At 57.4% G+C, this 21245-nt stretch carries 21 protein-coding genes and 4 pseudogenes; 9 read left to right on the top strand and 16 right to left on the bottom strand.

Features of this window, described 5'->3' with window-relative positions:
• The first annotated feature begins 64 nt into the window (after positions 1-64).
• Both PMA3_RS25830 and PMA3_RS25825 read left to right on the top strand, forming a co-directional pair.
• Positions 65-958, top strand: coding sequence for an NAD-dependent epimerase/dehydratase family protein (locus PMA3_RS25830; RefSeq protein WP_064679839.1), 894 nt, complete (start codon positions 65-67; stop codon positions 956-958).
• Positions 959-1176: 218 nt separating this feature from the next.
• Positions 1177-2622, top strand: coding sequence for a SulP family inorganic anion transporter (locus PMA3_RS25825; RefSeq protein WP_064679838.1), 1446 nt, complete (start codon positions 1177-1179; stop codon positions 2620-2622).
• A 9-nt stretch (positions 2623-2631) separates the two neighbouring features.
• Here the strand turns inward: PMA3_RS25825 and PMA3_RS25820 are convergent, their stop codons facing one another.
• Positions 2632-3177, bottom strand: a complete 546-nt coding sequence (locus PMA3_RS25820) for a hypothetical protein (protein WP_064679837.1) — start codon at positions 3175-3177, stop codon at positions 2632-2634.
• A gap of 37 nt (positions 3178-3214) precedes the next feature.
• Positions 3215-3466, bottom strand: coding sequence for a hypothetical protein (locus tag PMA3_RS25815; RefSeq protein WP_064679836.1), 252 nt, complete (start codon positions 3464-3466; stop codon positions 3215-3217).
• A 115-nt stretch (positions 3467-3581) separates the two neighbouring features.
• Between PMA3_RS25815 and PMA3_RS33325 the strand changes: the two genes are divergently transcribed.
• Both PMA3_RS33325 and PMA3_RS33320 read left to right on the top strand, forming a co-directional pair.
• Complete coding sequence (locus PMA3_RS33325; protein WP_064679835.1) at positions 3582-3794, top strand: FitA-like ribbon-helix-helix domain-containing protein; 213 nt, start codon at positions 3582-3584, stop codon at positions 3792-3794.
• 53 nt (positions 3795-3847) lie between these two features.
• Positions 3848-4015: pseudogene (locus PMA3_RS33320) on the top strand (helix-turn-helix domain-containing protein); the annotation flags it as partial.
• A gap of 207 nt (positions 4016-4222) precedes the next feature.
• Here PMA3_RS33320 and PMA3_RS33735 read toward each other — a convergent pair.
• Together PMA3_RS33735 and PMA3_RS33730 are read right to left on the bottom strand one after the other, a co-directional pair.
• Positions 4223-4936 carry a methyl-accepting chemotaxis protein gene (locus PMA3_RS33735; protein ID WP_420848708.1) on the bottom strand — a complete coding sequence of 238 codons (714 nt, stop codon included), beginning with the start codon at positions 4934-4936 and terminating at the stop codon, positions 4223-4225.
• 144 nt (positions 4937-5080) lie between these two features.
• Positions 5081-6007: pseudogene (locus PMA3_RS33730) on the bottom strand (methyl-accepting chemotaxis protein); the annotation flags it as partial.
• 435 nt (positions 6008-6442) lie between these two features.
• Between PMA3_RS33730 and pmrG the strand changes: the two are divergent.
• Both pmrG and PMA3_RS25795 read left to right on the top strand, forming a co-directional pair.
• Positions 6443-7114 carry a lipopolysaccharide core heptose(II)-phosphate phosphatase PmrG gene (pmrG, locus tag PMA3_RS25800; RefSeq protein ID WP_064680804.1) on the top strand — a complete coding sequence of 224 codons (672 nt, stop codon included), beginning with the start codon at positions 6443-6445 and terminating at the stop codon, positions 7112-7114.
• Between the two features lie 26 nt (positions 7115-7140).
• Complete coding sequence (locus PMA3_RS25795; protein ID WP_064679833.1) at positions 7141-7974, top strand: phosphatase PAP2 family protein; 834 nt, start codon at positions 7141-7143, stop codon at positions 7972-7974.
• Between the two features lie 218 nt (positions 7975-8192).
• Here PMA3_RS25795 and PMA3_RS25790 read toward each other — a convergent pair whose 3' ends face one another.
• The 6 genes from PMA3_RS25790 to PMA3_RS25765 form a co-directional block, all read right to left on the bottom strand.
• The gene (locus tag PMA3_RS25790; protein ID WP_064679832.1) at positions 8193-8459 is read right to left on the bottom strand and encodes a DUF6124 family protein; all 267 of its coding nucleotides are present in this window, start codon (positions 8457-8459) and stop codon (positions 8193-8195) included.
• Positions 8460-8841: 382 nt separating this feature from the next.
• Complete coding sequence (locus PMA3_RS25785; protein WP_064680803.1) at positions 8842-9864, bottom strand: sensor histidine kinase; 1023 nt, start codon at positions 9862-9864, stop codon at positions 8842-8844.
• 10 nt (positions 9865-9874) lie between these two features.
• Entirely contained in the window at positions 9875-11335 is a 1461-nt protein-coding gene (locus PMA3_RS25780; protein ID WP_064679831.1) for an ATPase domain-containing protein, read from the bottom strand.
• Positions 11332-11766, bottom strand: a complete 435-nt coding sequence (locus PMA3_RS25775; protein ID WP_237140663.1) for a hypothetical protein — start codon at positions 11764-11766, stop codon at positions 11332-11334. The genes PMA3_RS25780 and PMA3_RS25775 overlap by 4 nt, the downstream gene beginning before the upstream one ends.
• A 427-nt stretch (positions 11767-12193) precedes the next feature.
• Positions 12194-12829: a DUF502 domain-containing protein gene (locus tag PMA3_RS25770; protein WP_064679829.1), complete on the bottom strand. Its 636-nt coding sequence runs from the start codon at positions 12827-12829 to the stop codon at positions 12194-12196.
• Positions 12830-12996: 167 nt separating this feature from the next.
• Positions 12997-13260, bottom strand: coding sequence for a hypothetical protein (locus tag PMA3_RS25765; RefSeq protein ID WP_082930425.1), 264 nt, complete (start codon positions 13258-13260; stop codon positions 12997-12999).
• A gap of 502 nt (positions 13261-13762) precedes the next feature.
• Here PMA3_RS25765 and PMA3_RS25760 point away from each other — a divergent pair.
• A complete protein-coding gene (locus PMA3_RS25760) occupies positions 13763-14425 on the top strand; it encodes a VIT1/CCC1 transporter family protein (protein ID WP_064679827.1) in 663 nt (220 codons plus the stop codon).
• A gap of 201 nt (positions 14426-14626) precedes the next feature.
• Here PMA3_RS25760 and PMA3_RS25755 read toward each other — a convergent pair.
• From PMA3_RS25755 to PMA3_RS33315, 4 genes and pseudogenes are all read right to left on the bottom strand, one after another.
• Positions 14627-14880, bottom strand: a pseudogene (locus tag PMA3_RS25755) (hypothetical protein).
• 39 nt (positions 14881-14919) lie between these two features.
• Positions 14920-15303, bottom strand: coding sequence for a DUF6124 family protein (locus PMA3_RS25750; protein WP_064679826.1), 384 nt, complete (start codon positions 15301-15303; stop codon positions 14920-14922).
• A gap of 217 nt (positions 15304-15520) precedes the next feature.
• Positions 15521-16216: a hypothetical protein gene (locus PMA3_RS25745; protein ID WP_064679825.1), complete on the bottom strand. Its 696-nt coding sequence runs from the start codon at positions 16214-16216 to the stop codon at positions 15521-15523.
• Positions 16217-16304: 88 nt separating this feature from the next.
• Positions 16305-16400, bottom strand: a pseudogene (locus PMA3_RS33315) (hydrolase); the annotation flags it as partial.
• A gap of 594 nt (positions 16401-16994) precedes the next feature.
• On the opposite strand from PMA3_RS33315, the gene PMA3_RS25740 reads away from it, so the two are divergent.
• Entirely contained in the window at positions 16995-17225 is a 231-nt protein-coding gene (locus tag PMA3_RS25740; RefSeq protein ID WP_152032285.1) for a hypothetical protein, read from the top strand.
• On the top strand, positions 17222-17743 hold the full coding sequence (locus PMA3_RS25735; RefSeq protein WP_064454200.1) for a hypothetical protein: 522 nt from the start codon (positions 17222-17224) through the stop codon (positions 17741-17743). The genes PMA3_RS25740 and PMA3_RS25735 overlap by 4 nt, the downstream gene beginning before the upstream one ends.
• A 245-nt stretch (positions 17744-17988) precedes the next feature.
• Here the strand turns inward: PMA3_RS25735 and PMA3_RS25730 are convergent, their stop codons facing one another.
• On the bottom strand, positions 17989-20982 hold the full coding sequence (locus tag PMA3_RS25730) for a DEAD/DEAH box helicase (RefSeq protein ID WP_064679823.1): 2994 nt from the start codon (positions 20980-20982) through the stop codon (positions 17989-17991).
• An 11-nt stretch (positions 20983-20993) separates the two neighbouring features.
• A complete protein-coding gene (locus tag PMA3_RS31195) occupies positions 20994-21206 on the bottom strand; it encodes a YodC family protein (protein WP_082930424.1) in 213 nt (70 codons plus the stop codon).
• Positions 21207-21245 lie beyond the last annotated feature (39 nt).

Genomic DNA, 21245 nt, shown 5'->3' with positions numbered 1-21245 from the left:
CTGTTTCCCCAGGCATCGCTGCTCGATACTGGTTGCATCACTTACTGACGCAGGGAGTTTCTCCATGAACGTATTCATTACCGGCGCTGCCGGCTTTATTGGCGGCTCCATCGCCACCGGTCTGGTCCGGGCAGGTCACAAGGTTAGCGGCCTGGTGCGCAGCGCCGAACAAGCCAATGAACTGAGCGCACTGGGCATCACCCCGGTCATCGGCACGCTGGACGACAGCGCACTGCTGGCCGAACAGGCCCGGGCTGCCGATGCCGTCATCAATGCCGCCAGCAGCGACCACCGCGGCGCAGTGGACGCCTTGCTCAATGCGCTGCGCGGTTCCAACAAAGTGTTCCTGCATACCAGCGGGTCGAGCATCGTCGGCGATGCGTCGGGCGGTAAATCCAGCGACGTCGTCTACTACGAAGACAGCCTGCCGGAGCCGACGGTCGACAAGGCTGCGCGCGTGGCCATCGATAACCTGATCCTCGCCGCCGCCAAAGACGGCGTGAACTCGGCCGTCATCTGCAATACGCTGATCTACGGTCACAGCCTGGGTGTCAATCGCGACAGCGTGCAGTTGCCGCGCTTGCTCAAACAGGCACGCAAAAGTGGTGTGGTCCGGCATGTCGGCCCGGGCCATAACATCTGGTCCAACGTGCACATCGAAGACGTGGTGTCCCTGTACCTGCTGGCGCTGACCAAAAACATTCCAGGCACCTTCTACTTTGTCGAAAGCGGCGAGGCATCGTTCATCGAGATGACCACTGCGATTGCCCAGGCGCTGAAGCTGGGAGCGCCACAGGACTGGCCGCTGAAAGAGGCCGAAGCCGAGTGGGGTTATGAAATGGCCAACTATGGCCTGGGCTCCAACAGCCGGGTTCGCGGCAAGCATGCGCGTGAACTGCTGGGCTGGGCGCCGAAGCGGACTTCGGTGGTTGAGTGGATTCGGGACGAGATGGTGTGAGTTCGCTCTAGACCGCGTCGCTGCCTTCGCGAGCAAGCTCGCTCCCACAGGTAATGTGTCGTTCACGAAATCGGCGAACGGCACATAACCCTGTGGGAGCGAGCTTGCTCGCGAAAGCGTTTTCAGCAACCCCATAACTGGCCGGGCTGCCCCCAATTCCGTAACATCCGCACCCTCTTTGCTGGCCATTCCCTGCGGCCAAAATTTTTGGGTAAGTCATGAAACCAAAACCTCTGCGCGCCGATGTCCTGGCCGGGCTCACCACCTCTTTCGCCTTGCTCCCCGAATGCATCGCCTTCGCCCTGGTGGCCCACCTCAATCCATTGATGGGCCTATACGGCGCGTTCATCATCTGCACCCTGACCGCGCTCTTCGGCGGGCGGCCCGGCATGGTGTCCGGTGCAGCCGGATCGATGGCGGTGGTGATCGTCGCGCTGGTGGTGCAGCACGGTGTGCAGTACCTGTTGGCCACTGTGCTGCTGGGTGGGCTGATCATGCTGGCGTTCGGGCTGCTGAAGCTGGGCAAACTGGTGCGCATGGTGCCGCACCCTGTGATGCTGGGCTTCGTCAACGGCCTGGCGATCATCATTGCCCTGGCCCAGCTGGAGCACTTCAAGAACGGTGACGCCTGGCTGAGCGGCGCGCCGCTGTACCTGATGACGGGGCTGGTGGCCCTGACGATGGCCATCGTTTACCTGCTACCGCGCCTGACCCGTGCCGTGCCGCCGGCGCTGGTGGCGATCCTGGGCGTTGGCCTCGCGGTTTATCTGCTCGGCCTGCCAACCCGCACCCTGGGCGACATGGCCCACATCGCCGGCGGCTTGCCGACGTTTGCGCTACCGGACATCCCCTGGAATCTGCACACCCTGCACATCATCGCGCCTTACGCGATCTTGATGGCGCTGGTCGGCCTGCTGGAAACCCTGCTGACCCTGAACCTCACCGACGAGATCACCGAAAGCCGTGGCTATCCGGATCGCGAATGCGTGGCGCTGGGAGCGGCCAACATCGTCTCCGGTGTGTTCGGCGGCATGGGCGGTTGCGCGATGATCGGCCAGACAGTGATCAACCTCAGCTCCGGTGGTCGTGGCCGACTGTCCGGGGTGGTGGCCGGTGTGCTGATTCTGTTGTTCATCCTGTTTTTGTCGCCGCTGATCGAGCGCATCCCGCTGGCGGCACTGGTCGGGGTGATGTTCGTGGTGTCGCAGCAGACGTTTGCCTGGGCTTCGTTGCGGGTGGTGAACAAAGTCCCGCTGAACGACGTGTTGGTGATCATCGCCGTCACGGTGATTACGGTGTTCACCGATCTGGCCACCGCCGTGCTCTGCGGGATCATCATTGCCGCGCTCAACTTCGCCTGGCAACAGGCTCGCGAGCTCTACGCCGACGCTCATATCGAAGCCGACGGCAGCAAGCTGTATCACCTGCATGGCACGCTGTTCTTCGCCTCGACTGCACCTTTTCTCAATCAGTTCGACCCTGCCAACGACCCTGCGCACGTGACCCTGGACTGTCGTCACCTGAGATTCGTCGATTACTCGGCGATCGCCGCGCTGAAAACCCTGCGTGAGCGCTACGCCAAGGCTGGCAAACATCTGCACGTGTTTCACCTGTCCGAGCGCTGCAAGCAAATGCTCAAGCGGGCAGGGGGCGAACTCGCTTGATCCGCACGGCTACAGGGCGTCTGAGGCGTTGCACAATCGGGCCGGTTCCACCGCCACTGGCGATGGGTTACCGGTGGTGTCCAGACGTTGCAGCGACATCAGGCACTGGCCGCTTTCGAGCATGATCAGCTCATAGTCCTTGCCGGCCTGCGGGGTGAAACGCAAGCTTTGCTGGCAGCTGTAGGAATACCCGTTGGACACGCTTCCCTGGCTCTGGAAGTTCACCGTGAACGGCTGATTGGCCGGGACCTTGAGTTCCGTGCGCACCAGATCCGCGGCTTGCACCCGGGTCTGACTGACCGGCATGCCCAGGTTTTGTCCGTTGCGACTGGCGAACCCCGACTGCGCCACTGCCATGACCCCGGCACCGGGACTGTTCCAGTCGACGCAGTCCCGCGCCGGCACTCCGCGCGCCATGCCGTTGGTGATCACTCGCATGCGCGCCGTGTCGCCGGACGTCGGCTCCGCGTAGGGTGTGGAATAGGAACGCACGTTGGCCAGGTTACCGCAGCCGCTCAACGTCAACCCAATAGCCGCAACCAGTAGTGTTCTCATGGAAAGATCCCTTGCTCCAGACGAAAAGCCGATCGCTTCAGCGGCACTGATAAGGGCTCTCGCCGCTCAGTTCCTTGCCTGTCGCGTTGTCACGAATGATCACGGTCGCACCGGGTGACGCCTGGCACAGGGCATTACGCACGGTGTAGATGCCGCGCCCTTGAGTGGTCACGGTGCCCATCTTCAGTGGCGCTCCCGAAGCATCCTGGCCACTGACCTGATACTCACCCGACATCGTTACACAGCCGCTTAAAGTCAGCAGCAAACCTGCACTGATAGCAAACTTCATTGATATTCCTTGTCTGTTACCGTTCGCACGAGGCACAACGGCGTTGTTTGTTCAGAGAAATCCAGAATCTCGTGATAGGTTCATCGGATCAATTCTACGAGCACAGGAGTTGCCTATGTCGAGTATTACCGTTGGCAATCTTGACCCAGAGCTCTTTGAGCTACTGCACATCTCAGCAGACCGCAATGGTCGTTCGATGGAGGACGAAGCTCGCTTGATACTGATGCAGGCGTTCCAGCAGAACGATTGTGCAGGAGGTCTGGGGACTCGAATCAGCAGTCGGTTCAGAGCCGAGGGAGGAGTTGAGTTGGATTTGCCTGCTCGATAGAGCGGGTATGTAGGTTGTTTGTCATATGGCCATCGCGGACAAGTCGGATCGCCGCACCGCCGCTCCCACAGGCGCGATTTGCCAAAGCGATTGATGTTGCGCTGGGAACGCTCCAGAACTGGGAGCAAGGTCGGCGGGAGCCTGAAGGTCCTGCTAGAGCATTGTTGCGCGCCATACACAATGACCCTGGGCATGTGTTGGCTGCCCTTGAACAGCCCTAGAGTGCTTGTATATCGATGTGCTCCATTGCCATTGCGCCCGAAAACCAACAAACCCCGCTAATTGCGCAATGTTATTCAGTTAAGCCTTAACTGAACAGCATTGGGCTAATTGCGGGGTTTGTCGTGTTTAACGTTTGCTGCAAGTAAGTTAATGGCTGGTGTGTGTTTCCACAGACACCTTCAGCGGGATTCAATAGACGTTGCCGTCTACACTCGAAAGTGACTCACCATCATCTGCAACTGATTACCCAACCGCGCCAGCTCCACACTCGACGCAGCCGTTTCATCGCTGGCGGCAGCCGTCTGTTCAGACACGTCGCGCACGTTGATGATGCTGCGGCTGATCTCCTCGGCCACGGCGCTTTGCTGCTCGGCGGCGGCCGCGATCTGCTGGTTCATCGACTGGATGTTGGACACCGTGCGGGTGATGTTTTCCAGTGACAAGCCGGCCTTGCGGGTCAGCGCCACGCTGCTGTCGGTCAGGGTCCGGCTGTTGTTCATCACCGCCGACACCTGTTGGGTGCCGTTCTGCAGACCGGCGACCAGGCCTTCGATTTCTTCGGTGGATTTCTGCGTACGTTGGGCCAGGCCACGCACTTCGTCGGCCACCACGGCAAACCCACGACCGGCTTCACCGGCACGGGCCGCTTCGATGGCGGCGTTGAGCGCCAGCAGGTTGGTCTGATCGGCGACCGCCTTGATCACGTCCATGACGCTGCCGATCTTGTCACTTTCCTGCTGCAGCACATTCATGGCTTCGGTTGAACGTGCCACTTCGCTGGCCAGGCGTTCGATCTGGGCGATGGCTTCGTTGACCACCTTGTCGCCTTCACGAGCTTCACCGTCAGCGGCAGCCGCGGCCTGGGACGCTTGCTCTGCATTGCGCGCGACTTCCTGCACCGTGGCTGTCATCTCGTGCATGGCCGTGGCCACCTGATCGGTCTCGATTTTCTGGCTGTTGACCCCGGCACTGGTTTGTTCGGTCACGGCCGACAACTCTTCGGCGGCGCTGGCAATCTGGGCGACGCCATCGCGAATGCCGCTGATCAAATCGCGCAGGGTAACGCCCATGCGCGCAATGCCTTGCTGCAATACGCCGAGTTCATCGCGGCGAGTCACCTTGACATCGTGGGACAGGTCGCCACCGGCAATGCGCTCGACCACGGCCAGGGTGTCGCGCAACGGGCCGGTAATCTGGCGGGTGATGATGACGGCAGCAATGATGCCCACCAACAATGCCAGCAGGGTGCTGATCAGTTGCAGCGTACGAGCTTGGGCGCTTTCGACGTCACGGCGGTCGAGCTGGATCTGATACAGCTGATCGCTCAGGGACACGATGGCAGCGCCCTGTTCGGTCATTTCCTTGCGCGCCTGCACCGCGTCGTTGCTGGCGTTTTTATAAGCCTGCAAGGCACTGCGGTAGTTGCTCAGCGCGGTTTCCAGTTGACGCAGGGCGTCTGGCTGAGTCTCGGTAAAGTGCACGCCCAGGGACTTCAGGCCGGCAATCGCCATGTCCAGCTGGCCGACGGCTTTTTGCTCGGTCTCGGCATTGGTGGTGGCGGTGTAGCCGCGCACTTCGTAGCGAGCCAGCAAGAAAGCTTCCTTGGCGGCGGTGATGGCCTGGAATTGTTCGAAGCGCTGATCACTCGAGGGCATTTGCTGCACGCCGCTGTAGAGGGTATCGATCAGTTTGCTGGCGGTATCGGCGTTACTGCCCATGACATCCCGGGCGCTGTTACCGGTGCGGTAGGCGCTGCGCATTTTATTCAAGGACGACTTGTAGGCCTCGATGACGGCGCCTTGTTCCCTGAGCAGCTTGAGGTTATCCGGGCTCTTGAATTTCGCCAGCAGCGCTTGTTGCTGGGCGGAGAACGCGTCCAGGGTGGTCTGTACGTTTTGCGCGGCGGTTTCGTCGCCGTTGGTCAGCATGTATTGCAGGCGCACCACGCGCAGTTTGGTCAGGCCGGCATTGAGCTGGGTGATATCGCTCATCCAGTTGCTGCGGTCAATCAAACCGCCCAGGCTCGTCCAGCCGGTCAGGGCGAGGATGCAGGTCAGTGCCAGGACCAGGCCAAACCCCAGGCCCAGTTTCAGGTTCACGCTGATGTTGCCGAACCAGCTATTCATCAAATTCCTCCAGGAACGTTGTGTTTCTTGATCGTCGGTGGCTGGAAGATTGTTGTTTTTGGGAGCCAGCAAGGTGGGAAGCAGGTGTGTATCGGCAGCGAGGCTGGGAACTGTAGGGAGATCAAGAGATCGCCAGCTCCTAAAGGGGGGGCGCGTTCCGATGTAGGCGCTGCCGCAGGCTGCTATCTTTGCCGTTGTTCTTAAGCTTTTTTTCACAACCGTTTCACTTCCAGTCAACGCGCGCCTCTCTACCCTCGCGGCATCGAATGAAAGTGATGCATGCCGGCGGGGCGGCTTGATGTGGAATTGAGACTCAGACTGTTCGGGAATAAACGCGCCCTCGACCTGAACCGTCTGGCCCGCTATCGCAACGGGGCTGTGGTGCTGGCCTCGGCGCTGCTGGTGATCCCGTTGACGTTATGGCTGTTGCGCCCTGCCGCCGTGCCGGACCTGGCCGACGGCAATGTGGCCGGCGCCCGTGCGTTGGCAGCCGGCTGGGCCAAAGGTGACATGATCGTGCTGGTGCGCCACGTCGAGCGTTGCGATCACTCCTCGGCAGCCTGCCTGAGCGGCAATGACGGCATCACCGATCGTTCCCGTAGCGTGGCAGTGGCGGTGGGTGCGCAGTTCAAGCAACTGGGCTTGAATAAGGCCGACATCTACAACAGCCCGGTCATGCGGACCGCGCAGACCGCCGGCTATATGTTCAACAAGATCAGTTTCGATGAAGACTGGTTGATCAACTGCAAGGGCACCATGTTGCGTGACGCCTTGGCGCACAAAGTGGCCGGACGCAATCTGATCCTGGTCACCCACAGCGAATGCATGTCGCAACTCATGACCGACCTCGAGTTGCCAGGCTCGACCCTGGGTTACGGCGCTTCCTTGTTCATTTCTGCCGAATCGTTACAGGCACCGCGCATGCTCGGCTTCATCGAAGCCTCGGACTGGCGCTCGGTGACCGGCGAATGACTTCACTTTTTCGATCCGGGCGCTCAATGATGACCTCCTCCCACTCGCGTTTTTACTGGGTGAACTTCGGTATCCCGCTGGCCTGTGCCGTCGTGGTTTTCCTGCTGTTCGACCTGACCAGAATCGACATCGCCTTCAACGATCTTTTTTATGATCCGGTCGCGAAAGTGTTCCCGCTGGATCATGTCCATCTATTCGAAAAGATCACTCACAAATGGGCGCGGATCATCCCGAACTGGACCGGCGAGATAGCCATCGTCGGCGCCTTGCTGTCGTTTCTCTGGCCACGTCTGAAGGCTGAAAAACATTCGAAAATCATCGCGTTCCTGGAAAAGATCAAGGTCGCGCCAGTGATACGGTTTGCCAGCAGGCACCGCCGTGACTTCCTGTATGTGGTGTTCGCGTTTTCCATCAGCACGGGCGTCATCCACTACCTCAAGGGTCATACCAGTGTGTATTGCCCGATCGAAACGACCCAGTACGGGGGGAAGGTCGAACACAAGGAGTGGTACCAGAATTTCGATCTGCTGAGCGTTGCCGGGGATGGGCGCTGCTGGCCGGGCGGTCATGCTTCGGGTGGTTTTACCCTGCTGGCGTTGTACTTCGTCGCGCGCCGCTACCGCTGGCGTCATTCCAAAGCGGTGATGTACGGCTCGCTGGCGCTCGGTTTCGTCTACGGCACGACGCGGGTCCTGCAAGGCTGGCACTACATGTCCCACACTTTCTGGGCCGGGATCTTCGTGTGGCTGGCGTGTTTGCTGACGGCGCTGGCGTTCTATGGGCGAGCGCGGCTGGAGTTGCCGGTTTTGCAAAAGCATGAAGAACCCGCGTTGGCGGCTCAGCCGCAGCCCGTCAATTGAGGTGGGTTTTTGTTGTCGCAGATCAAATGTGGGAGCGAACCTGCTCGCGAAAGCGGTGGGGCAGACGACCTCTCCATCGACAGGTCGGGCGTCATCGCGAGCAAGCTCGCTCCCACAGTGATCGATGGCGTACACCGAATCCGTGGACGACGATGCCCCTGTGGGAGCGAGCTTGCTCGCGATGAGCGATAACGCCGTACACCTGAATGAACGCCTGCCTACCCCTGCGGATCGACGTTATCCAATGCCCGGTTCACGGCCAATTCCGCCAGCATGATGATCTGCGCAATGGCCAACGCGGTGTTGCGCTGCGGACCGTTCAGGTAGGTGGCGAAATCATTGGCCATGACGTTGGCTGAAGCCAATGACTCGCAGGCATGGGCCAGAAGGCTTTCGGTGTCCATGTCCGGGACGACCATGAAGAGGCTGTGGGGGCGATAGGGTCTGGCGGTTTCGAAGGGGGGATCGGGGGTTAATTTATCCATGTGAAAACTCCTACTGAAATGGGAGCCATCACTTGCCGGATCTCAAGCGGCAAAGAGGTGGCAGCTATGTGCAGTGTGAGATCACCGGTAGTAGGCACCCGGCCAGACCGAAGTCTGCCCGCACACAGCCGCCATAACGCATTCCATGGCAGCGGATAAGCTGGCGCCAATTATGAAGACACTGGCGCTAGATGCATACTTTTTGCCGGGATCTCACACCCGATCACTGAGTTTTCAGCGACTGCCAAAGGTTATTGAGCGGACTTCCGACCGACAACCTTAAAGACCTGTGGGATTTTTCTTCTGGTTTTATTCGCTTGTAGGACGTGTCACACGCGCCGTGACCAGGGCGTGTCGTGTTGCATGGCGGTTAGTGAAAAACTCAAACCGCCAACGGCAAGGTCACAATAAAGGTACTGCCCTTGCCGTCGCCGTCACTCATGCCGATAACCGTGCCGCCATGGGCCTCGACCAGTTCACGAACCACGGTCAGGCCAATGCCCAGGCCTGCACGGTTGAAATCCACGGCATGAAGATCCTGCACGAAGGGCTCGAAGATAAAAGGCAGCGCCTTGGCAGAAATACCGATGCCATTGTCGGCAATGCTCATCTGCAGCAGATTGTCTTCGCCGGTCACCGACAGCGTAACCGTGCCGCTCGCCTGGGTGTACTTGGCCGCGTTGCCCAGCAGGTTGCCGAGGATTTGCGTGAGCCGTACCGGATCGCCGTTCACCGCGAGCGCCTCTTCAGGCAACTCTGCGGTGAAGTGCAAATGACGAGCAGCCATGACCGGGCTGCATACGGTGATGGCGTCCTGAATGATTTGCACCATATCGACGATTCGACGATCCAGGCGCAACTTGCCGGTGCTGGCGCGGGAGACGTCGAGCAGGTCATCCACCAGTCGTGACATGTGCTGCACCTGGCCTTCGATCAGTGCCTGCATTCGGGGCAGCTCTTCTTTCGGCACCCGCACCAGTCGGCCGGCGATCATGCTGATGGGGGTCAAAGGATTGCGCAGCTCGTGAGCCACCAGCGTGAGGATATTTTGTTGCTGGGTCAGGCTGTGCTCGGCCGAGGCTTGCAGATGTTGCGCACTGAGCACGGCACGCACCAATTGTTCGTTGGTGTCGCGCATCTCCAGGTAACGCTGGTGTTCTTCGGCTGAGCGTTGGGGTTTTTCCGCATCCGACTGCGCCAGCAGAATCGCCAGGACCAATTGCTGATTGGCCTCGATCAGTTGCTCGACCTGTTGGCTATCGACGAGCTGGGTGTTGGCCTCGCTCAGCTCCTTTTGCAGCGCCGCCAGTACGGCACGCGCCTCGACGGTTTTCTGGCCGAGCAGGAACAATTCGCGAGCGGCGGTGGCCATTGCTTGTTCGTTCTTGCTGTTAGCCTCATTCATGATGGTTCGTTCATCCCTGGTCTTTGTCAGCGTGCTGCCGGGTTGGCCGACCACCCAGCAATCCTTCCTGCTCCGGTAACATCTCGCCGATCTGTAAACCTTGATCGTCGATGCGGTACAGGCGCAATTCATCGGAATGGGCGCTGGCCCGGACCTTGACCACGGCCATGATGCGCAGCAGGCGGCTCTGCACTTCAATGTAGCGCTGAACGATGATGGCGTCGGTGAGGAACGCCGTGCCGTAAGGGCTGAAACGCAGATCGGTGTAACGGTCTTCCAGCTCGGAGGTCATTAATACGCTGACGCCGGCGCTGGTCAGGGCAGTGACCATGCGCGACAGCGACTCACGGAAGTCTTCGCGGAAAGTGGGCGCCAGCGCCAGTTCGAAACCCGACAGCGAATCGATCACGACGCGGGTGGCTTTCAGCCGGGTGATCTCGCTCAGCAGCAACTGCACGATTTCGTCGATGGACAGGTCCGGAGCGCGGCTGTCCACCAGACCGACCTGACCACTCTGGATCAGGCGGGCGAGGGTCGCGTTCTGGGAGTGATTGGGCCGCTGCTCGAACACCGCGATTACCCCGGTTTCGCCATTGCGTGCGCCTTCAGCGAGGAAAGTCGCGGCCAGAATACTTTTGCCCGAGCCCGACGGCCCGGCCACCAGCAAGGAATACCCACGGGGCAGACCGCCGCCGAGCATCTCGTCGAGTTGCGCGACGCCCATCTTCAGGCGTTTGACGGGGAATTCCTGCGGCGCTTCAACCGGGTTGAGTGCTGCGGGCGCAAAGACCTTGATGCCCGACGTCGCGATGCGGAAGGTGTGCAGCCCCGGAAGTGTCGGCTGACCGCGCATCTTCATGATTTCCATCTTGCGCACCATGGAATTGCGCTGGACGCTCTGGCGCAGCCAGATCAGGCCGTCGGCGACGGTGAAAATCGGGTTGGTGTCGGTTTCGGTGAAGTACTCGCCAATCAGGAAGGTCGTCGCCTGCCAGGTGGTCATCAACATGCCCAGTTGTTGAATGAACTGCGGCAGGTTGTTGTTCGGGTTGTCCTGGGTCTGGCTGGCCAGTACTACCGAGCGGAACGAGTCGACGAACACCAGCGCCGGTGAATGCGCCTCCACCTCGCTGACAATGCGCCGCAATACTTCGTCCAGATTGCCAGCGAGCGTGTCGTCGGCCAGGTTGATGTAGCGGATCGACTGATTGATCGCTTCGCTGTCGAAAAAATCGAATTGTTGCTGATAACGCAGCATCTTCAGCGGAGGCTCGCCAAGCACGGTAAAGAACAGTGCCGGGCGCTCAGGCGTTGCCAGGGCAAACATCATCTGGTGAGCGAGGGTGGTCTTGCCGCAGCCGGGAGGGCCTGCGATCAAGTTGAACGAAAACTCCGGTAAACCTCCGCCCAGTACCTCGTCCAGTCCTGGCACGCCGGTGGCCAGGCGGTTGATAGTCACTTTGGTGCTCATGGCGAAGTTTCCTGCGAAGGGGTGTCGCTCAAAGAAGGTTCCCACACGCCACGAAGCAAACGTGCGGTGAGCGAGGGCCCGATCAGCGTGGTCAGCAGCTGGTAGAAAGTGCTTAGCAACACTTCACCGAAAAACAGGGCATCGGCTGCGCTTTGCTCAACGAGTACGGACTTGAGGGCTGTGAGGTCCAGGGAGGCCTGCACACTGTCATAGGTGCCGGCCAGGCGCGGATGGTTGGCAGCGCATAGATGCAGGCTGCGGCGATAAAGCGCGGCTACCCCTTGCTGGCCCAGGATGGGCGTGAGGGCGGCGTCCATATCCTGCAATATTGAAGCGATCGCTTGTGCGATGGTTGCAATGTCAGCGTTGGGGCCAACGCGGTGCGTCAGAGAAGCTACGATCTGACGGCTCTCTTCGCTTAGCGTGGACATGGCTAACTGATATCTGATTGACAGTTTTCGATGGTACACCGAATAAGGCTATCGGGAGGGAATTGCGACAGATGAGGGCGGTTATTGGATGACTGAATGAAGCTGACCGTTCAAAAGGCAAAAAAAAAGCCCGCGGGAGGGCGGGCAAACCGTAGTTTCTTGAAGAGCGAGTGCAATGTACCGGTTGGAGAGGGGCGGTGGGGTGAAGAAAAATTCATCTGCGCGCGATGTGAGGAAGCCGACTCAACAGAAAGTTACATAAAGTGAAACCTTTTGTTGAGTCGTTGTGCATGAAGCCTTGGATGACAGCTTAAAAACGGGCGACCTCAGTAAGGTCGCCCATTTTATGTCCAGGTGTTCGGTCATTTCGGTTTGAAGGGCCCGCTCTACCGGCATCTTGGTGAGCTACTTGAACAGGCCGTTTTAATTAAGGCGCGCCATCAGCCTTGCTTACCAGCATCGGGACCTCTCTCCGGTTGGTCCCGGCTTCCATGGCCGCCACCAGATCCTTGGCACCCAAGCCCCATTTGGTGATGACTTTAAAGGCATCAGTGAAGGAGACATCCAGAGGATGCACGCGGCTCGCTTCCAGCACGTAGATGGCGCCGGCCAATGGCGTGGGCACTGAAGGGACGAAGATGGTGTAGCGGCCATCCTCGAACACCTCAATGATGAAAGCCGGCACGAGAGCATCTTCGATTTCGACCAAGGCGGGCTTCCATACATTTTGCCGGCTATCTCCCGCCACTTGCTGGGTCAGACTACGAAACAGGCCGTAGCCGGGGATTTTTTCAAACACCCCCCTTTCCACCCGCGTGCGGGTGCGTTCGCCCAAACGTGTACGCAAAGCGGCGCCAATGAAAAAGCAGATCAGCAAAACCAGAATCAACGATAAGAATTGCTCGGCAGGCAGCCATTCCGGCAACAGTTTGGAAAAGGGTCGCACCAGTTGTCCCAGTGACTTCATGCCCTTGAGCAACACCAGGATGGCGAGGTAGATGGGGACGATAACGAGTAAACCTGCAACTACCCGTTTGGCGAAGTACGCGAGTGCCGCTTTCATATGCACTGCCTTTGTCGGGATTGGCGGAATCGGGCCGCGCCCCTTGATCGTTCTCTGCAGTTGCAGTGCACGCCCCTGGTGTCAAGACGCCGCGCAGCTACAACCGATTGCCGAAAGGATCAACCTTCCTGGCCCCACAGCGAAGTGCGGGGGTGAGATGTACGTTATTAGTATTTGATGTCACGAGCGGTGTCACGCGTGTCCTGTTTGGTGTCGCGCTTGTCCTGGCGGCATTCGGCGCGGCTCTTTTCGTCGCCTTCCTTGCATTCTTCCTTGGTTTCCCGGGAAGCGTCGCGCCCCTCCTGCTTGGTATCGCGCGACTCTTGTCGCTGGTCAGCCTGATTGGTGGCATAAGCCTGCGTCGGCACCCAGTAGCCGCCAGCTGCAATGGCCAGAGTGGTCAGGGCGGTCAGATAATACCTGCGGATCATGATCATTCTCCTTGCAGAGTATTCGATCACTTCTAGCCCCTACCTATTTACCGCACGCGGTCAACTGGGGCTGTTGTCCCGCGAAAACCTGAAACGTTACTCGAAGTGTGGGATTTAACGATAGAACGACATTGGCAGTCCTACAAGGCAGTCGCTTCCCGTCTGTCGCGAGAGGAAGAAAACGTAGAAAAAGTCTCGCCTTCGCGGGTCAATTGCCGATGCAGCCTTTAAATAGAAAAAGCGTCGTCGTTGTCGATGTATTGCGTTGTAACAGGTCAAGTCTGAACTAAGCTTTTTCCTGCACGCTCAGCGCTGATCATCCGGGCCGTTGCGGCGCTCGCGCTGGCTCTGTTCACCGGAGCTGGTTATGCCGCCGTCGAGGAAAAACCGTCCCCTCAGGCACCTCAGCGTGAGCAATTCACCCTCTCGCTCGATACCGCAATGAAACCGTGGACCGGGTCAAAGGACAACAGGCTGACTCAGCCGTGGCGAGGATGACAGCATGCAAGGCACAGAGGAGCGAAAGCGGGCACGCGTGCTGGATCCGGTCGAGCGTATTACGGAAGTGATCTTTGGCCTGCTCATGGCAATGACCTTCACTGGCACCATCAGCGTAGCGACGTCGGGCCAGGAAGAGGAACGTACGATGATGATCGCTGCGCTGGGTTGCAACCTCGCCTGGGGACTCGCCGATGCAATAATGTATTTACTGCGAACCCTGATCGAGCACACCCGCAACCGCACGCTCCGCGCAAACCTGTGCGGCGCGACTGACGCAGCCACCGGACAAGCGCTGATTGCCGATGCGCTACCACCGCGTATTGCGGCAGTGGTCGGTACGGATGAGCTGGAGTCGCTGCGTCGCCGCGTGATCGAGTATTCATCCACGCCCTTGCCGCCACGCCTCGGCTGGGATGACTTCAAGGGGGCCGCAGGCGTTTTCCTGTTGGTAGTGGTCTCGACATTCCCACTGGTAGTACCGTTTCTGTTACTCGACCAGACAGCGCTTGCCGTACGCGTCTCCAACTTGGTCGGACTCGCCGTGCTGTTCATCGCCGGTTGGATGCTTGCACGATACGCGGGTGCAAAACCGTGGCAAGGCGCAATTGCATTGGCAGTCACTGGCGCGGTTCTCATCACCGCGATTATCGCGCTTGGTGGATGAGTAGATAACACTGAAGAAGCCATGGTGGGCGGCAGGAGCGTTGGGAAACTTTGATTTTGCTGGATTTCAGGCGCAAAAAAGACGTCCGTGGACGTCTTTAGATGATGAAGTGGTGGGCCGGGGTAATTTGAATTTGTTCATTAAGTTATTGATTTATAACAGTCTAAAAATTGGCGACCTCAGCGGTCGCCCATTTTCTTTCTACATCAATACCTGCGCCTGCAATCGCCGCCCGACGACGTCCAACAAATCGCAGTCGTCACGCAGTGAAGTGACCAGCACCGCGCCAGTTCACTGTGAACATTTTCGTTTACGGCGAAGCTCTCCAACAATTGGGTTGCCGTGCGGATGCGGTAGGCTGCGGTTTCGTGCATTACGTCCAGCGGCGCTTCGGTGTCGATCAACAGCGCCGCAATGCTGCAATTGATGCGGGTGACCGGCATGTATCGATCCATGACAAAAACCTCCAGTCGGTAACAAAGGCACGCCGTCACTCAGGGGTGGTTGGTGGACGGGATCTCTGGCAATCCATCGGGTGGGTCCAGGTTGTCCAGCGCCCGGTTTACCAACAGTTCGGCCACCACCGCCAGTTGCTGGATCGCCAGCGCTACGTTACGGCGAGAGCTTTCCAGATCGCAGGCAAGGTCCGTGCTCATGACGTTGAGCGAGGCCAGGGTTTCGCAGGCGTGAGCGAGCAGGGACGGGGTGTCGATGTCGGGGAGGATGGTGAATACGTGGCTGACGGGGTCAAGGTGATTGGGATTGCGGAGGCGGGCACTGACGCGTCGTTCGGTGATTTTGGAGAGTTCGGCCAGGTCGAGGGTTTCTGATTCTGCAAGGCTCGCTTTTTCAAGCGAATTTGGGATGTTGTTTTTCATGGAAGACTCCAATAGTTTCGGGACCCCACGCTTTTTCGGCCTGTCAAAACCGTTCGCTGGGTTACAGCGAAGAGAGAAAATTATCGGTCAGTGGATGCGTCCGCCAGTTCATGGAAGGCGCTACAACTTGCAGGAAATTTCCTAGGACTGTTACTACGCGCTTGCCTAGCAGTTAACGGATCAGGGGTGGTCATTTCTGTGGAGCTAAAAAAATACCTCAGTCTTCCGTCACCTTAGAAACCCTCAACACCCATCCGGCTTCCCCTGGGATCAACCTGTACTGAACCTGCCGCATTTTTTCCGTCCGGCCCGAACCAGCGTCAGCTCCGTCGTAAACCGGAAACCGCTGCACCAACGCATTTTCCGTCACAGCAAACTCATCCTCGCCTTGGTAACCCTCTGCAGTTTTCGGGTTGTCACTGACAGGTGGTAGATAAATCTCGCTGAGCGATTTCTTGCGGTTAGCGGAGTAGGCAACGAGCTCACCCGCCATCCCGCGCCCCGATGATCTGATAAAGACGTAAACCTCGGGTGAGCCATCGCGATCAAGATCTGCGACCTCCGCGCGAACGATGTTGCCGGTAAGTGGGTGAGTCACCTTCGAGTTATCGATTTCCAGCCCTTGGGGTGTGATGTAGAGCACGGGATTTCCATCGATCAACGCCGTCGTCACATGAAAACGAATGCCCTGCAATTCGAGCGTTTGGTCGAACGGCTGGATGCTGTTCTTGGCATCATCGACAAGTCTCGATGACAGGTGCTGCGCTGCGAGCGGTTCTTTGATGGAATGGTTAGCCGTCACGGTTTCGGCGCCGTTATTGAAGGCGATTTCGACACGAGGTGCGACCCCTGCGTTGGCATTGGCAACCAAAGAAACCATAACGGCGAAGGCGGCTGAAATACGGGCAATCATGTACATCTTCCTCAATGCTTCTGTTCGGTGACGTTGTCCATGCAGATGAGAAAGCAGCATAGAGGGGGTAGCGCCAAGCATCCCGACACTAGATCTGCAGTAGTTCATCCAGGGTCACGGTGTGCTTGAAAAGCCTCACTCCCAAACCACCCGTGCGATCCAGCGATGACCCCACCGTCAAATCTGGCGGGCCGGGGTAATTTGAATCGGTTTGGTAAATTATTGATTTATAACATTAATAACTATTTTAGTTTTTAGTTGGAATACCAATTGGAATACTGCACTCCACTTGACCTCCCGCTTGCATTCGATCTCACCAGCACGCTTCGTAACCATGATTGGCAGTGAACTGCCCAAAGCGGCCAGTCTGCACAGACGGAACGACCAACTGAGTGCCGAGCTAATAGCCGGTCTCCGACCGACTTTCTCCTGTACCGCGGCGTTTCAGAGCTTGGCCACTGTATAGAAGGATGTCGAATTGTTCGCCAACTTGGCGGACTCACATCCTAGGGTCACCCATGGTGTCTTTGGGTGAGGTAGAGACGTGAGGTCACAGACCGGGTGAGGCCGCCGAAGCAGGCGCGCGCATCTTGACGAAGCGATACAGTGCGCTGTGGTACGGACCGAAATGAATGAGCGAGTCCAGCCGTGCGACAAGACTCCTCATGTCCCCGGCCTCCGTTAGGGATCATGGTTGTAATAAGATTGCCAGAGTCGGTAGAAACTGGTGACGACTTGGATGATGATCGCACCAGACATATGACGGAAGATGATTCAGATGACCGATGATCAAGAACACCCATTGTCCAAGCTAATAACGATTGCGACGAAAGCAGGTATCGGGCTGTTGCCAGGCGGTGGTTTACTCACAGCAGGATTTGAAGGGATTCAGCTATTGAGTGCAGAAGTCGCCAAGCAGATGGAGCGGAGCACTCAAGCGCGATTTGAGAATTTCATTAAAAGTGTGTTCAACGAGAATGTCAGCCCTGAGGTGGCCATTCATACATGAAGTCAGATGACGAAGAGTACAAGCTTTACGAAAAAATCTATCTCGCGGAGGCGGATAGGAAAGAGAAGTTGATGGGGCGTCTTAACCTACCCCTTGCAATGATTGTAGCGGTCCTCAGCTTTTTGTCTTATCTACTGTCGAAGGCACCTCCGGTAGCGGTTACCGCCGGAGTGTATTTTTGGATTTCATACTTAATGGCTGTCGTCTTCGTACTGGTGGCAATGGCGCATTTCTCACAAGGATGGCGGGTACGCCTTGATGATCTAGCGATACCCACGGCCGAGGATCTTGAATCTCACCGCAGGTTCCTGATTACCTACTATGATGGTGACATTGTTGAAGCCAATGGCTGGTTCATGCAGATCATGATGGATTACTACATTATGGGCGCAACGCGAAATGCTAAGAATAATGACAGGCGTAGCAGCCAGCTCGACCAGTGCTCGAAATATGTGATTTATGCGGTCGTAGCGTCCATTATTGCGTTCGTACCGACCTACACATCATCGCTGACTTAGGAAACATGTAATGTCCGATCAGAAGCCGCCACCACCACCGCCCCCTCCTATGCGTAACGTTAGAGGTGATGTTCCGTTACCACGGCGTGATCCGCCTCCGCCACACCCTTCGAAAAAGGGTTGAGGGGGCTAGCTTTAGCTGGCTTCATTTCCCGCCTATAAAAACAGTATTGAGCAATCTACGGGGCTTCGGTGGTCCCGCAGATGCTCAGATCATCCATTGCTCGGTTTCCATGTTTAAAATCCTACGGATTGAGTAACGCGAGCAATTTACTACCACGGCGCCCGACAATTGCCGTTAGCGCCTGCTCCCCCAGCGTTGAGATCGCATCAAAGCTTCTGTGTCCAGCACGGTAGAGAGCCAGAGCCTCCCCACGCGTTAAAGTGAAGGGGCCTGCTAACAATGGTAGGGCTTCGGCAGGTAAGCCATGGTCGAGCCGGGTGAATAGCAGCGCCGTGGCTTCTTCATCCTCGGCCCGACCTAGCAGAATGGCAGCAATGCGTAATGCTGACTCTAAGATGAAACGTGAGCCATCAGCATACCCTCGGATATCACCGTGTCCCACGCGAGAGTAAGCATTGGCCGAGTAATGGGCTTCGATATCGGTTATCGGTTCGCCTGCGATCCAGTCATTCACAATGAGTGCGCGTTTGCACCGAGCATAAAACGCTGAATCGCTTTCTGCTCTGTGAGCCAATCCATGGCCAATAATGGGGCCAAACCGAACAATAGCTTCTTGCTGCCATCGTGGTTCTCCGTTTCGGCCGCTCTGTGGCGTGTAATCTTCATCACGCTCTTGAAGGACCTCTACGAGAACGAGCAGATTCTCCAGTGTTGCATCGGCAGGGGTGAGACGACGTACTAGCTCTACCAATCGTAGAGCAGATTCCAGAGCCAAAGGTGATTCGCCACATGCACGTCCAAGCATGGTCAGGCGGAGGTTTTCGCCTTCTTGGTCAATCAGACCTTGATCAATCATTCGGTTAAGGAGCTGTTCCAGCGAGCTGGCCATACGATCCCGCCAATTGGGATAGTGCAGCGCGGCAAGGAAACCTCCGTAGGTGTTTGCGATTAGGTCAATGACCGCATCACGCGGAATCTCTCGGACTTGTGCTAGAAGACGAATAGTCCAGGTGCCGGGCTGAGCTGAATCAAAAGATGAGGTAATCGCTTCGGGCGTTCCTTGCACATACGTTCGAAAGAGCTGGTTTCGCTCCATGGGTGTTTCGGCGAGAAGGACTGATCGTCCTTCGGCTTCATAGCCAAGGCGACCAGCACGTCCGGCCATATTTTTGTACTGCGCGACTGTGTAGGGGGTGCGGGTTCGGCCGGGGAAGTCTGTTTCGGCAATGATGACGGTTGATGCAGGTGTGTTTACTCCAGCTGCTACGGTACTCGTCGCCACAAGGGCTTTGATTAGTCCATTGGGCTCTCGAAAGCCGCGTTCAACCGCCACTCGCTCGTCGCGTGTCAAGTCGCCATTGTGAAATGCCACGCCGCCAGCTAGAGCACGACGCAGACTTTGGGACATTGCGGAGGGATCGCCTTCGGGCAGTGCGTCAATTACGTCTTGTGCCGCCTCCAGCCCAAGTTCACTTGCGAGATATTCGGCGCAACCACTCGCCGGTCCACGCGCGTTACGAAAAATTATAACTTTTTCCCCTGCTTCTATGAGGTTGCGTACGAGGGGCACGATCATGTCTTGTGAGGATGATTTTTGGCGGCGCTGCCGGATTTCGTGACCGGCGATTAACTGCACTGTTTCCGGCCCATTCGGTCCAAGCCGAGTAAAAGCGCCGCTTCGATCCATCACACCTTCGATCAAAGGCACGGGGCGATAATTCGTTTGAAGCAATCCGCAACCGAGCCAGCTGTCCATGCTGTTGGCGTGGCCTATGACGGCGCTTAGCGTGATGAGCTGAGGGCACACGCCCCGGCGCCGAGCGCTGATTATGCTGGTAAGCAATAACTCTACCACCATGCCTCGTCCAGGCTCGGTGATGAATTGAGCCTCGTCCAAGACCACTAACCCTATCTGATTGAGCATATGGGATGAAGAAACTGACAGGCTTAAAAATTTCTCATAGGTAAAGAAGGCAATGTCGTACTTGCCCCGCAGAACGGTGCTTACTTGGTCCTGCCAGTCGCCGCTACACCGGGCGATCCGCAGACCTAACCGATCACCATAAAGTGCCGAAAAATCCTCAAATTTTTCGTTTACTAACGCCTTGTAAGGCAGCAGAAAAACGGCTTTTTTCCCCGCTGCGATGGCTTTAATTGCGGCCAGTTCGCCTATGAAAGTCTTTCCTGCGCTGGTTGGAGCTACGACCATAAGGGATTGGCCACTCAGCACGCCCTTGTCGTTGATCGCATCAATCTGCAAGGTATTAAGGCCAGCTGGGAAACGCTCATTCCAAGCATCCGCCGCTTCGTTAGGAATGCCTGCCTTCGTGAGTTCGAGAATCTCGCCGTTCGTTTGAAAATTTCCATATTCTGGGAAAGCGGCACGATAACGGTCGCCTACGCGACCCGGTGGTATTAGGACCTCTCCTTGTGTTTGACCAAACATGGTGGGCGACTGTACATACCCATAGCGCTGCGCGTTGACACTGACAAGCCGCGTGACTTTATCCACCAACTCTAGCATCCCAAGGGGGGCGTCCGCAGTCAATAGAGTGTCAATAATCGCCTTTGTGAACAGGCCGTGGCGTGACTGTGGATCTTCCATTGCTTCCTGATCTGCGGATGAGGCGGCAAACAAAATGCGACCCTGGCCAGCCACTTCGACTAATGGGAAAGCAACAGCATTGCGTGGTATCAACCCTATGTTGAGAACCCGCGCGGACGCTCCGCCGCTGAAGCAGCAATCCAAAAGAAGAATGACGGCCCGCGCTTTCGAGTCGCGAAACCATCGCGCGAGTTCGTCCATCCCAAGTGTTGTTCCAGGTAAATTATCGACTTCTGTGTCGTGCAGTACGAGCCGATGGTCCGGTGTCCCATGCCCCGCGAAGCCAAACATGACGACATCATCCTCGTTGGCTGCACTCAAGGTGGCCTCTATCGCCGCCCTCATCGCATCTACAGTGGCATCTTCGTTGGTAATCAATTGGGCATCCAAGCCTTCTATTGAATCCGACATGACGGCCCACAGTGCCGTCGCATCTCGCGCCGCCCCTGTCAGATCACCCACTAACGGATCGTGATACCTATCAATCCCTAGGAACGCGGCACGCATCATAGTGCTACCCTTTAAATACTGGTGATTTCGAAAGACATTGACGTATTTTCAAGCGAGGTCGGTCGAAAGGTCGCTTCGTGTCGTGTTTGGCGGCCTCCAACTCTCTCAAACCATACACACCAAACGGTGCTTTCACCTGTCATTGCAGCCTCGCCAATCTGCTCTACGGTCATGTGCGGGCCGCCGGATTTCAGTTGTACAACATCGCCAGGTTTAAACGTCATACCGCTCTCCAGGGTTTTGATGCGTGATTGTGATTGAAA

This window comes from Pseudomonas silesiensis, assembly GCF_001661075.1.
Taxonomy (GTDB): domain Bacteria; phylum Pseudomonadota; class Gammaproteobacteria; order Pseudomonadales; family Pseudomonadaceae; genus Aquipseudomonas; species Aquipseudomonas silesiensis.
Note: the sequence above shows the minus strand (reverse complement) of the source record. Positions and strands in the feature narration are given on the sequence as shown.